This window comes from Microcoleus sp. BM001215392, from assembly GCF_036700185.1.
In the GTDB taxonomy this organism is placed as follows: domain Bacteria; phylum Cyanobacteriota; class Cyanobacteriia; order Cyanobacteriales; family Microcoleaceae; genus Microcoleus.
This window is the reverse complement of the sequence record NZ_JAUBOJ010000035.1, coordinates 18,699-32,608: the sequence shown is the minus strand read 5'-3', so window position 1 is coordinate 32,608 and position 13,910 is coordinate 18,699. Positions and strand designations below refer to the sequence as shown.

General features: G+C 43.6%; 8 protein-coding genes. 3 read left to right on the top strand and 5 right to left on the bottom strand.

The window, feature by feature from the left end:
- Positions 1–213: 213 nt before the first annotated feature.
- The 5 genes from QT974_RS06550 to QT974_RS06530 form a co-directional block, all read right to left on the bottom strand.
- The gene (locus QT974_RS06550; RefSeq protein ID WP_333467714.1) at positions 214–510 is read right to left on the bottom strand and encodes a type II toxin-antitoxin system RelE family toxin; all 297 of its coding nucleotides are present in this window, start codon (positions 508–510) and stop codon (positions 214–216) included.
- The gene (locus QT974_RS06545; RefSeq protein ID WP_333368617.1) at positions 485–715 is read right to left on the bottom strand and encodes a hypothetical protein; all 231 of its coding nucleotides are present in this window, start codon (positions 713–715) and stop codon (positions 485–487) included. Before QT974_RS06545 ends, QT974_RS06550 begins: the two co-directional genes overlap by 26 nt.
- Positions 716–1,094: 379 nt before the next feature.
- Positions 1,095–2,591, bottom strand: a complete 1,497-nt coding sequence (locus tag QT974_RS06540; protein WP_333467713.1) for a tetratricopeptide repeat-containing S1 family peptidase — start codon at positions 2,589–2,591, stop codon at positions 1,095–1,097.
- A gap of 161 nt (positions 2,592–2,752) precedes the next feature.
- Positions 2,753–3,358 carry a Uma2 family endonuclease gene (locus QT974_RS06535; RefSeq protein WP_333467712.1) on the bottom strand — a complete coding sequence of 202 codons (606 nt, stop codon included), beginning with the start codon at positions 3,356–3,358 and terminating at the stop codon, positions 2,753–2,755.
- 378 nt (positions 3,359–3,736) lie between these two features.
- Positions 3,737–4,516 (bottom strand): calcium-binding protein, encoded by a 780-nt coding sequence (locus QT974_RS06530; RefSeq protein ID WP_333467711.1) that lies wholly within the window; start codon positions 4,514–4,516, stop codon positions 3,737–3,739.
- Between the two features lie 524 nt (positions 4,517–5,040).
- Here QT974_RS06530 and QT974_RS06525 point away from each other — a divergent pair.
- From QT974_RS06525 to QT974_RS06515, 3 genes are all read left to right on the top strand, one after another.
- Positions 5,041–7,422, top strand: coding sequence for a GAF domain-containing protein (locus QT974_RS06525; protein WP_333467710.1), 2,382 nt, complete (start codon positions 5,041–5,043; stop codon positions 7,420–7,422).
- A gap of 198 nt (positions 7,423–7,620) precedes the next feature.
- Positions 7,621–13,068 (top strand): trifunctional serine/threonine-protein kinase/ATP-binding protein/sensor histidine kinase, encoded by a 5,448-nt coding sequence (locus QT974_RS06520; RefSeq protein WP_333467709.1) that lies wholly within the window; start codon positions 7,621–7,623, stop codon positions 13,066–13,068.
- 336 nt (positions 13,069–13,404) lie between these two features.
- A complete protein-coding gene (locus tag QT974_RS06515; RefSeq protein ID WP_333467708.1) occupies positions 13,405–13,824 on the top strand; it encodes a hypothetical protein in 420 nt (139 codons plus the stop codon).
- The last annotated feature ends 86 nt before the right edge of the window (positions 13,825–13,910 follow it).

Sequence of the window (13,910 nt, the reverse complement as noted above, 5' to 3'; positions counted from 1 at the left end):
CTTGATTACGTCTTCTATCATACATTCCCCCCTGACAATTAATCCACCCTGCCTAACCCCCCTTAAGAAGGGGGGGACAAGATTCCTATCAAAGTCCCCCTTCTTAAGGGGGATTTAGGGGGATCTGGCCTCGGCGACAAACGAGAGATACAAAGGATTTCAGTCTTAAGCTGTGTCCTCTTTTTGTATCTATGTCCTACTTCATATATCGCACTAATAAACTTCACGGCGATGAGCGATGATAGTCACAAATACCTGTTTATGTTCATCATCAATATAATAGACCACCCGATAATCTCCAACCCGATATCGATAATATCCAGCCAAGTCACCTTTGAGCATCTTAATATTTGGATGAGTGCGAGGGTTGATTTTCAGCATCTCAAAACACCTATCCAGCTTCCGTTGCAGTGACGCTGATGCTGCTTCAAAAAACTCCCCACCATCAAGACTCACAACAACTGAATATAAATCAATATTTGGCTCAGTATTTTCGTTTGAGTTGCTCAACGGAAGTCACCTTACCTGCTGCTACATCTTTTTTGGCTTTATTAAAAGCCTCTATAAAACCAGGAATTTGCAATAATTCTTCCGTTGCTAGATTGCTTTCACGTTCTGCTAAATAAGCTAAGAAATCAGCAGCAACGAGCAGTCTTTCAGGAGACAATTCATCTATGTATTCCTTTACCTGCTGGCGAAGTTCTTGGGTGTTCATAGTTCATAATTCTGGAAAATTATTAGATATGCACCATCGTAGCAGATCGATCGAGCTATTGGTTAGGGGCACAAGGTCGCGATCGTTGGTGTCAACTTAGCATCACACCCGCAGGGAAAGCGGGGGTTTAAACCCCCGCCTCAAAGCTAAAGTCCTCTAAAAGAGGACTGAGGACTCATGAATTATTTAGTCTTCTTTTAGAGGACTTCTGCTATTAGCCAGGGGTTTAAACCCCTAAAAAAGGACTGAGGACTAATGAATTATTCAGTCCTCTTTTAGAGGACTTCTGCTATTAGCCAGGGGTTTAAACCCCTGGCGGTCTTTCGGGCCCGAGCGATATTATCTTGCAGTATTCTCATCTTTTTAATCCTTTATTTTACTACTTTTGCAGTTGACCAATCAAATCTAATGCTTTTTCAGCATCTGCATTCATCCCTTGATCCCTAAATAAATTAGCCGCTTGCTGCAAATCTGCGATCGCCCCTTTGGTATCTCCCATTCTCACCAACGTAATTCCTCGGTTAGCAAAAGCCTTTGCATAACTGGGATTGAGTTGAATTGCTTGAGTATAATCAGCTAAGGCTGAGCGATCGTTATTGATGCGAAATAGCGCCAATCCTCTGTTAAAATAAGTGTTAGCGCGACCGGGATTAATTTGCAGCGCTTGATTGAAATCGTCGATCGCCCCTTTTTGATCGCCCAAGTCCGAAAGCGCCAATCCTCGGTTGTTGTAAGCTGCGGCAAAGTTGCGATCCAAGCGGATGACTTGAGTATAATCGGCGATCGCCCCCGGTTTATCGCCCAATGCCGACAACACCAGCCCCCGATTGTAGTAAGCATCGACATAACTGGCATTTAGGGCGATCGCTCTGCTATAATCAGCGATACTTTTGGGCATTTGTCTCAAATCAAAATAAGCCAGTGCTCTATAAAAATAAGCTTCTGAATAATCCGATTGAGTTTGAATCGCTTGGTTAAAATCAGCAACAGCCCCTGACAAATCTCCCTTGTCAAACCGAGTTAAACCGCGAACGTAATAAGTCTTAGCATCTTGCGGATTGTTCAGTTTCAGAGGTGCAGTAGCAGTGGGAGAGGTATTTATCAAAAGTGCCGATCGATTTAACCCTGCTTGTGACAATTTAGATAGAAATGTGTTGATAGGAATTGCCGAATTAAATCCTGTTTTAGTAAATGCTAAACCTGTGCGGACTTTTCCGTCTGTGACAGCATCGTAATCGCGATCGCCTTCTCCGTGAATCCCCACAACACGCCCTTCAGCATCAAATACAGCCCCGCCGCTCATTCCCCCTTTCGTAACAACATTGTAGCGCAAATTATACCCTTGGGGATGACTTGAAATCCGGCTGGTAACGAAGCCCGGCACAAACTCAAAATTGCGCTCTTTTTGGTAGTTTCTGCTTTCTGGAATACCTGGATAACCAGACACAAAAATTGACGCACCAGCAATCGTTTGTTCGGAATCGCCTAGAGTAACAACTGGATAAGAATCTGTACTGTTAAATGTTACAACTGCTAAATCCGGCTCATTCTCGCTTTTTTGCAATCGCTTAAAACTGGTTACTTGATATCTTTTTCCCGTATGACTGCGAATCGTATAGGTAAGTTTAGTATCTGCAACAACGTGGTTAGCTGTCAGGACAGTGTATGTTGTACCTTGTTTTGCAATAATAAATCCAGTCCCACCATCGCGCTCCGATATATCAATCCGAACGGTGACAGCTTCAGCTAATTGGGCAATTTCTTGCGGAGTTTTTGCGAAAACGGGTGCTGCTGCAAAAACAACTATTCCTGCTACCGCTACTGTTCCTGCGAGGATGCTGGTGAGGGAATCAAACCGCGAATAACTCCTATTCATAAGTAATTTCACAAGAGTGAGATTTTTTATACTCCGAATAGTATAGGCGAAAATGAAATGTTGGCGGGCTTGAAACGGCGGAGGTTTTCAGACGATCGCGATTTTTCTGACAATTCGTACATTTCGTAAGTTTGCCATATTTGAGTTGTAGATTTTCTAGGTTAACAACCTCGAACTGCATTCCGAAACAATTTCAAAGCTTCTTTTTCCTCCGACATTTGCAAGCACTGACTGAGCAATTCTATATCCAAATCCGGCAACAACATACTCCGAGAAACTAACTCGTAACCCTCGGAGTTCAGTTGGTAAAGCGAAAATACTCCATCTTCCCAAAACCAAACTTCCGCTATGTTAAACCGCCGATAATATTCCAGCTTGTTGATAGTTCCGCTGGTAAAAATAACTTCGATCGCCAAATCGGGTGTTTCTCGCTGCCGTCGGTCTTCGCCAAAATAGTAAGATAAATCTGGTTCCTTGCTGCTGTCTTTTGTTTCCCCTTGGAGTGTAGCACTTCCGGTCGGTCTAAAACTAATATCTTTTTCTACGAAAAAGATCATTAACATTCCTGCCAACAGGCATTTAGTGGTTTCGTGTTCCGGCGAAAGTGTCATAATTTCTACATATCCGTCGAGGTAGGACAAGCGAACACTACGAGAATACTCTAGCAAGGAATCAAGGGCTTTGAATTGCTCCCAAGTCATTGATAGCGGCAAAGTCAAACGCTGTTCCGGGAGTGCAGTCAATTGGGGGTGAATTGTAGCGGTCATTTATACTTTCCCCGAGTGTGAGTTGCTACTTCTAAATTAGCATAAACAATATCTAAATGAAATCTCAATAATACCGCTCTGACCCGAAATACCGCCAGGGGTTTAAACCCCTGGCTCATAGCAAAAGTCCTCTGAAGAGGACTAAATAATTCATTGAATAATTCATTGTTAACTAATAAATTTATTATTAGCTGGACAATTCATCAGTCCTCTTTTAGAGGACTTTAGCTATGAGGCAGGGGTTTAAACCCCTGCCGGATTGTCGGACTGCGGGAAAGATTTGTTAACACCAGCGATCGCTCGCATATTCCACTCAAAAAAAACCGTGAATTGCAGCCATCCCGTAGGAAATCGCCCCTCAAATCCGCCTACAAATAACTAAGCCAAAAACTGGAATTGAGAGCCGTTAACTGCCAAAGCAAACGGACTAGCCTGTTCAAATGCACCGACAAGTTCAAAGTTATCGGTGTTTAAAACAACGCCCAAAATCTGTCCGTCTCTGCGGTTGCGAATCACCATATCGTTGATAATTCCGTCATTGTCGTAAGCAATCAAATTGTCGTCTTCAAACACAAGATCGAGTTCTGTTAAACCATCTGTCAAACCAATGCGATCGCCATCGTCAAACCTAAAATCTGTAATGACATCGGCTCCATTGACTCCAAATTGTTCGTTGCTTCTGAGCACAAATACGTCAGCACCAGGGCCTCCCGTCAGCACGTCAATTCCCCGATCGCCCGCCAAGAAATCGTTGCCGTCATTGCCCTCTAAATCGTCGTCTCCTTGCCCTCCCCGCAAAATGTCGTTCCCGGGCCCTCCAAAGATCAGGTCGTTGCCGCTGTCACCCCTAACTACGTCATTGCCTTCATTTCCGTCTAGAATATCGTTATCTTTCCCGCCGTAAATGATGTCATTTCCGCCGCCACCCCCGATAACATCATTGCCGTTATTTCCTAATAGGCGTTCGTTGGAATCCGACGAACCTCCTATAGTATCGTTGCCGTCTAGTCCCCAAACTCCCCAGGGAAAAGACGACAAATTTCCATCCTCTACGTCAATCTCATCTGATGTAGGGAATCCCAAAAGACGCGACCCGCCGCCAGCAAATACAGGAAATCCAGTCAAATCGCCGATGAGATTGTTAATCGTCAAAGCCATATCTATGTCCTTTTAAAAGTGTTCCTAGGTGTATTATATATTTTAATTATTCCTTTGCCAAATAGCAAACTTTTGGGTTTTTAGTAAATTTTTATTTGCTAAATTAGTGACTCGCAACCTGCTTTCCAATTACCTCCCTTCGACTTCGCTCGGGGGGCAGAATTACTAATTACCAATTCCAAATTCCCAATTACCGGGCCTGTTCCTCATTCAACCCATAGCTGCTATATATCTCCTCTCTGACTCAAATAGCATTAGTCCCTGATACTATCCGTTACGGCACACCGTTTATAATGGGTATTACCCGCCAGGTCGCAAACACGTTAATATCACCTATAACGTCGAGACTGAGAGGTTGTTTGTGAAGAAAAGTAAAAGTTTCGGGGCAGCTTGTCCGAGAAAACACCTAGTTTTCGATACCTACACACAAACTTTACAAACAAGCTCTAAGTTCTTGACAAAGCAATAAATCGCCGATCGCTCGCATTGTTTAACAAAATCCACTGCTTTCAGGTGTTTTACTCATGTCTACTCCTAAATCCTCGGCCCATCAAAACAACAACTCCGTAAAATCACTGCCAACAGCAGGTATCGTTCCCACAGATCCGCACAGTGAAAATCTGCCGGAACCAAGCATGGAACAGATACTAGAAGCTTTAGCGGCCCAAGTACCCAGTGAATCTACTGAAATTGAACGTTTGAAAACTTGGAAGCAAGATTTAGAGCGACTGTTTCAATTTCTCGGCGATCGCCGTGTTTTAATTGCAGTCATGGAACCGGGAACTTTTGCCATGCGTTATGCTAACGCGGCATTTTGTCGCTTGGCAGGTTGGGAGGGAACGCCTTTGGTAACTCAATCTACCAACGGTTGGTTTGCAGAAACTGGCATCAGCCTGCTGGCACTGTTCGAGGAGTGCGATACTAAAATAGCAGAGCAATTGTACCGCCGCCACCTTTTACACTGGGTATTTAAGCAATTTTATGAAATAGACCTCGATAGTTTGCGGGTGCTAGATGAACCTGTCACGGTGAGCATTAAAAATCCGCAACAGCATGAATCTAGATTTGTTGAATTTTGGCTTGGTTCGGAACAGTTAAAAATTACTCGAATTAATTCAAAAAAAGATGAATTTGCAGATATTCCCTTAAATTTAATGCCTGTTGCAGAACGGGAAGCTTGGCTGATGCAGCCTAATCAATTGGGAACTTTAGCCGATCGCCTAAATTTAGATAATTACCGCGTCGAAGGTTTGCTGCTGCTAGAAGGTTTTGATGTCACAGTACAGGAGCAAATTCGCCGCCTGACTCAGTTATTGATCGATCGCGATTCCATGCTGCGCCCTGACAAATTTGAGAGAATCGATCGCTGTTTGCGATCGCTCTTTAATGCTGACGGCACTTTGCTAATGCGCCCCGACGGCGAACAGGTACAGCTATTAGTCGCCAAAGACGGTCAACATTTGCAGCCGATTGTTTATTCAATCGACTCCCTAGAATCTTCTCACTTTATGAAGGCCACCGCAGCAAATCAAGTTTGGAACGTCCCAGACTTGCGCCGCGAGTGCCGCACCGAGTGCGAGCGAACTTTGCGCAAAATGGGCACTCAGTCAATGCTGCTGGTGCCCCTGGTAGTCAAATCAGTTACCCGCGAGGGCTGCGGGCTGCGGATTTTGGGCGTGGTGGGGCTGTTGTGCGATCGGGCCAACCACTTCAACAACATTGACGCCCAACACGCCCAAGAACTCATTCCCGCCTTCATTGCAGCCCTGCGGCAAGCCATCCAGCAGCGGTTTACCCACATTCACAACATCCACCCCGCAGTCGAGTGGCGCTTCGCTCAAGAAGCAGAAAGGCGAAGTTGGGGACTGCCCCAAGAGACGATCGTATTTGCAGACGTTCATCCGCTCTACGGAATTTCCGACATCCGCGGTTCCAGCGACGAAAGAAACCGAGCCATTCAAACAGATTTGCTCGAACAATTCCGCCTAGGTTTAGCCATAGCCGATACCGTTTGTCAAACACAAACTACCCACCTCGGCGAGCAACTGCGGCTCGACTTGCTCGACTACATCGAGCATTTAAAAGAAAAAGTAACAGTCGATATGGAAGTGAGAGCAGCCGAGTATTTAAACGACCGTTTAGAAGTGTATTTTGACTACTTTGTGCAGTGCGGCCCAAGGGTTCAGGCAGCAGTGGAAGCTTATCGAGCCGCCTGTGAAAACGAACATAAATGCGTTTATAGCGATCGTAACCGCTACGATCGAATGCTAAACCTAATCGGCACCAAACTCCAAGAAACCTGGGCCCGATGGCAAGAAAAAATGCAGCAAATTCTTCCCCACTACTGCGACATCGAATGCACCGACGGCATGGATCACATGATTTATGTCGGAAAGTCGATCGATCCCAAATTCAGCCAGTTTCATTTGCACAGTTTGCGGTACGAACAACTGCGAGCAATTTGCGACTGCGGCCGCACAGTTTTTCGCCTGCAATCCGAGTCTCAAATTAACATGGAACTAGCCCATTTAGTCTTAGTACAAAATACCACCATCGACATTTTTCACAACGAAAACACCGAAAAAATGTTCGACGTAAAAGGTACTCGCGACATCCGCTACGAACTCGTCAAAAAGCGCATCGAAAAAGCCGTTGACAAAGACGCACAAGAGCGAATTACCCAATCAGGAATGCTAACCGTAGTTTATTCCACCGAAGACGAATGGGAAGAGTACCAACAATACTTGCGCTACTTGTCACGCGAAGGTTGGGTCGAAGCAAAAGTGCAAACGGGCATGGTAGAATCTCTGCAAGGAGTCAGCGGTTTAAAATTCGCCCGCGTCCGTATTTTACCGGATACCAAATCTCTTGCGGAATACCGCGAAGTTACAGTTGTTAGCGATTGATCTGCCCCAAAATTACCTTAATTGTAGGGTGCGCAATGCGCACCTTACCAGTGAAAATAATCAACAGTACCGTGTTTTTACTTAGGCTCTGACCTGTCATTTATCAGCGCCCAAAAATACAGGATCTGAATCACACCAATTTAAGCTCAAGTAGTGTTAATTTACTGATAATTATAGCCTTTATTTTTTAGTCAACTTATGTTAACATTATCAGAATACCAAATCAATTCCACTCTGCACGAAGGTGTCGAAACAATCATCTATCGCGCCCAAACACCCACAGAAGGCGCCACCATAATTCTCAAAGTCCTCAAAGCCGAATATCCCACACTCGAAGCCATTACCAGACTGAAGCACGAATATCAAATTCGCCAAAATTTAGACAGCCAACAAATCGTCAAAGCCATCAGTCTCGAAACCTTTGACAACCGATTAGGACTGGTATTAGAAGACTTTGGTGGCGAATCCCTTGCCCAACTTCTAGAAAGAGAAATATTGAGCCCTCAGGCAACTTTAAACCACGCAATCCCCATAGTCAAAGCCCTACAATACCTGCATTTACAAAACATTATTCACAAAGATATCAAACCTAGCAATATCATCATTAACTCCCAAACAAAACAAGTAAAACTCACCGACTTCGGCATAGCCACAAAACTCAACAAAGAAAACCCACAATTCAACAATCCCAACTGCGTTGAAGGCACATTAGCCTATATGTCACCCGAACAAACCGGGAGAATGAACCGCACCCTCGACTACCGCACCGACTTTTATTCCCTCGGCATCACCTTGTATGAAATGCTGACCGCAAAATTGCCTTTCCCTAGCAACGACCCCTTAGAAATAGTTTACAGCCACATCGCAGTCCAAGCACCTTCTCCCCATCAAATTAATCCAGAAATCCCCGCCACAATCTCAGAGATTGTGATGAAATTGATGGCAAAAAATGCCGAAGACAGATATCAAAGTGCCGCGGGATTGCTAGCAGACCTAGAAACTTGTTTGCATCAGCTAGCAACCACAGGCGAAATAGCAAATTTCATCCCCGGCCGCTTAGATATTCTCAGCCAACTATTAATTCCCCAAAAATTGTACGGGCGGGAAAGTCAGGTTAATCAATTGCTAGCAGCATTTGAACGTTTAGGGACGGGTTCACCCAACAATCTGTTAGAAAAACAAACAACTTCCGAACAAAACTCGCCACCATCACGAACCAGCGAACTAATGCTAGTCTCTGGTTATTCAGGTATCGGCAAATCAGCCGTAGTCAACGAAGTTAGCAAACCCATTACCAAGTCGAAAGGTTACTTCATTTGTGGGAAGTTCGACCAATTCAAACGCAACATTCCCTATGCCTCATTAATCCAAGCATTTAACTCATTGCTGCGCCAGTTGCTGACAGAAAGCGCAGCTTCATTAGAAACATGGCGCACTAAAATTTTAACAGCTTTGGAAACTAACGGCAAAGTAATTGCCGATGTAATTCCGGAAGTTGAATTGATTATCGGTAAACAGCCAGAAGTAGCAGAACTCAGCCCTGTAGAATCGCAAAATCGCTTCAATCGCGTATTCAAAGAATTTATTCGCGTCTTCGCCCAAAAAGAACACCCGCTAGTTATCTTTTTAGACGATTTGCAGTGGGCAGATTCAGCAACATTAAAGTTAATGCAAACACTGATAACTGACCCAGATCAGCAATATTTATTGCTCATCGGCGCTTATCGAGATAATGAAGTTAGTCCGACTCATCCTTTAATTCACACTGTAGAAGAGATTGAAAAAACGGGTACGGTTGTCAACAATATTGTATTGCAACCGCTGGAATTAAAAAATGTGACTGAATTAGTCGCTGACACGCTAAACGATCGCACAGAAGAAGCCAACAATTTAGCCGAGTTAATCTACAATAAAACTGGAGCAAATCCTTTTTTCTTGACGCAACTTTTGCAAGCACTTTATCAAGAAAACCTTTTAAAATTTGACTTTGATTATCTAGGAGGGAAAGGAGGATGGAATTGGAGTATCGATGAAATTCAAGCAATTGGAATCACGGATAAAAGTGTAGTAGAACTGGTAGCTTCTCGCATTGAAAAGTTGCCCGCAACCACGCAGGAAGTGTTGAAGTTAGCAGCTTGTGTGGGCGATAAATTTGCTCTCGATGTGCTGTCACTTGTCAGGGAAGAGTCAGCGAATGTTACAGCTACTGAACTGTATTCAGCTTTGCAAGCAGGGTTAATTCTGCCGTTGAGCGATGCTTATCGCATTCCTTTAGTTTTCGATCGCGCTGAATCGATCGACCTCAAATTAGACACTTCGCGGGTTAGTTACAAATTTTTGCACGATCGCGTCCAGCAAGCCGCGTATTCCCTAATTCCCGAAAACCAAAAGCAATCCACCCATTTAAAAATCGGTCAATTACTTTTACACAACACTCCAGCAGAAAAGCTCGAAGAAAACATCTTTGATATTGTCAATCAATTGAATGTGGGAATTGATACGATTGAAAATCCCGCCGAAAAGACGCAGTTAGCAAGATTAAATTTAACTGCGGGACGCAAGGCAAAAGCGGCAAATGCTTACGAAGCTGCTGTCAGGTATTTGCGGGTCGCTATGCAATTATTGCCCGCGGATTGTTGGCAAAGTCAGTATGACTTAACGTTAGCAATTTACGAGTCAACAGCCGAAGCTGAATATTTAAACAGCAACTATGAAATTTCTAAAAATATCATCGATATTGTCCTACAACAAGCCCAAACTCTACTGGACAAAGTAAACGCGTATGAACTTCAATTTCAGTCTTACAATGCTCAAAATAGACTTGTACAATCACTAAATACAGGACTGGAAGTGCTGCAATTGCTAGGCATTAATTTTCCTCTCAACCCCAAGCCGATTAATATTATGGCGGGACTGATAGACACAAAAGTGAGCTTGGGATTCAAACGCATTGAGGATTTAGCTAACTTGCCAGATATGACAGATCCCAACCGACAAGCAGCGATACGGATTTTATCCGGGATTCTCGGGAGTGCTCTTCAGGCTAAGCCGCCACTGTTTCCACTGTTAATATTTACGATGGTCAAGTTGTGTATTAAATATGGCAATTCTCCTGATGCTAGTGTCGCCTACATTTATTATGGCGTAGTTATGTGCAGGCTAGGGGATATTAGTTTAGCCTACCAATTCGGTCAACTGGCAATTAGGCTGTTAGACAAATTTCCATCTCGTTCTAACGAAACTAGAGTTTATGCGGTTTTTGGTACTTTTATTCACCACTTAAAAGCCGAACTCAAGTCAGGATTAGTTATGCTTAAGTCGGGTTTTGAAACAGCTATGGAAATAGGAAATTTGGAGTATGCTGGTTATTCTATAGGTGAATATTGCGCTAACAAAATGTGGATTGGGGCGCCTCTCGATTTGCTGGAAGAGGAAACTGGTAAGTATGTGAAACTCATGCAGCAATGTCAACTACCAACGGCTGTAAATTATATAAGCATATGCAGGCAGACCGCGCTGAATTTGCGCGGTGAACTTGTCGATCCATGCCTTTTAGTCGGGGAGATATTTAATGAACTGGAAACGCTCCCCGTTTTCATAGAAGCTAAAAATTTCACTTTTATTTGTTTAGTTTATCATCTCAAAACTCAGCTTAATTTTTTGTTTAAAAATTACGTTTCAGCCTTGGAAATTTCACGTTTGTTTGAGAAACACGAAGAAGTCGCAGCCGGATTTTATGTAGTTTCGATGAATAATTTTTACTCTTCTCTCAGTCTCCTCGCTTTGTATGCCCAAGCAAACAAACAAGAGCAAAAGCAATATCTGAAAAAATTGGTAAAAAATCAAACAAAAATGAAAAAATGGGCTGTTCATGCTCCGATGAATTATGAACACAAATACGACTTGGTAGAAGCCGAAAAAGCGCGAGTGTTGGGGTACGATACCCAAGCAATGCAATTGTACGATCGCGCAATTGCCGGAGCTGCCAAAAATGGTTACATTCAAGAGGAAGCATTAGCCTGTGAGTTAGCCGGAGAATTCTATCAATGTTTGGGAAAACAGATAATTTCTCAAGCATATTTGACGAAAGCTTATTATGGCTACATCCGCTGGGGAGCTCTAGCGAAAGTTAAACACTTAGAGTCCATACATCCTTTCTTAGTAGCACAAACGCGCGCATCAGAAACTCGCACCCTCGATGTCACGCGCACTACCACTGGAAATACTACCAGCAACGGTTTGGGCGATTTCTTAGACGTGGCTACTTTTATTAAGTCTTCGCAAGCGATTAATAGTGAAATTGTTCTCGAAAACTTGCTGACAAAATTAATCAAAATCATTTTACAAAATGCGGCGGCTCAAAAAGTCGTGCTGCTGCTGCTAAAAGAGAATAAACTCTACATCGAAGCTGTCGGAAATTCTACAGATTCCACTTGCACTGTTTTGCAATCTATCCCATTTGAAAACAGTCAAGATTTGCCGATTTCTGCGATAAACTATGTTTTCCGTACTCAAAAGCCTCTGGTATTGGATGATGCGAATGTTACCGCACCTTTTAATGCGGATACGTACATTAGAGAATTTGAAATTAAATCAATTCTGTGTTTGCCAGTTATTTATAAATCCCAGTTGCAAGGGATTATTTACCTGGAAAATAAGTTAGCAGCAGCAGCTTTTACTACAGACAGGATAGAAGTTTTAAAAGTTTTAGTTTGTCAAATCGCAATTGCGCTTGAAAATGCTCGTTTGTACGCGCGCGAGCAAGAAAAATCCCAACAGTTAGAAAAGTCTTTTGCCGAATTGCAACAAGCGCAATTGCAATTAATTCAAGGTGAAAAAATGTCTTCTTTGGGCAATTTGGTTGCTGGTGTCGCTCACGAAATTAACAATCCCGTCGGTTTTATTTCGGGAAATATTACCGAAGCTACTGCGGCTGTGGGCGATTTAATTAACCACTTGCAACTGTATCAGGAAGAAGTTCTCGATCCTAGCTCAAAAATCGCACAGGATGCTGAGGATATTGATTTGGAGTATCTTATAGAAGATTTGCCGAAAATGTTGGGGTCGATGAAAGTTGGGTGCGATCGCATTCGCAATATTAGCACATCTCTCCGCACCTTCTCCCGTGGGGATACCAGCCACAAAGTGTCGGCGGATATCCATGAAGGGATTGATAGCACTTTAATGATTTTACAGCATCGTTTGAAAGCAAATTCAGAGCGTCCGCTGATTCAAGTGGTTAAGGAGTACGGAAGTATCCCGAAAGTAAAGTGTTATTTGGGACAACTGAATCAGGTGTTTATGAATTTGTTGGCAAATGCGATCGACTGTTTTGACGAATTCAATCAGGGTCGCAGTTATGCTTCTGTTGAGGCTGTACCGAATACGATCGCCATTATCACCCATGTCTCGCCGGATAACAAGAGTGTGGTGATTCGCATCAAAGATAACGGAGGAGGGATGTCGCCGGATGTGAGGGCGAAAATATTTGACCATTTGTTTACTACGAAGGGAGTCGGGAAGGGTACTGGTTTGGGGCTTTCTATCAGCCGCCAAATTGTGGAGGAAACCCACGGTGGTAAGCTGACTTGCGAGTCTGTGTTGGGTGCGGGTACGGAATTTGCGATCGAAGTGCCGATCGACTAAAATTCATTCATCCTGGGAAAATATAGCAGAAAGAAGTTCGGCAACGGATTCGCTCGACGGATGTAACGGATGTGACCGAAGAAACCGGGTTTTTTGCCTGAACAGTTGGCTGTAACGCGTCTTTGTGTACAACTGTTTATTGCCCGGAGATCCCCCTCGCATCCCCCTTAATAAGGGGAGTAGGGGTTGACTTTGAGACCTTTCTTGTTCCCCCCTTTTTTAAGGGAGTTTAGGGGGGAGCGGGCCGATTCCAAGCGTATTGGTTTAAAGCAGGCAATATGCAGTTACATTGTTAGCTAAATCGTGTAATAACTATATTTGATAGGAGTATTTCCAGTGAACGCTGCCGAACAAGCCAGAAATATAGAATTAGCTAGCAAAATTGCTGCGGTTGTTAATTTATTCAAATCCCAATTTCCGGATGCAAAAGTTGATTTAAAACCTTGGATGAATGACGAGGATACTAGGGAACTTGTCGATCCAGAGTCGATCGATATTGGCTTCCATTTTCCCGGTAGAAGTCGCTTGTTGCAAAGCCGCAGTATTTTGATCCAAATCCGATTTTACCAAGATCCGGTCGAAGAATCTCGGCGGGCGATCGGGGTTGAGGCGGCAGGTTACGATCATACTGGTCAACAGTGGCGCTTTTCTACGGTGGAAAATTGGGGTTTTGTGGGGGAAACTGAGCCCGCGGCGGAATCAGCAGAAAAGCTCAAACACTTTTGCCGCGAGATATTTGGTTTGTTTAATGGCTGATATTAATTCCCGGTTAATGACTCATTATAAATCAGGTTTGATCGTTTGGAATGCGAGTCCTTCTTAAATTAAATTCTCCACAGATG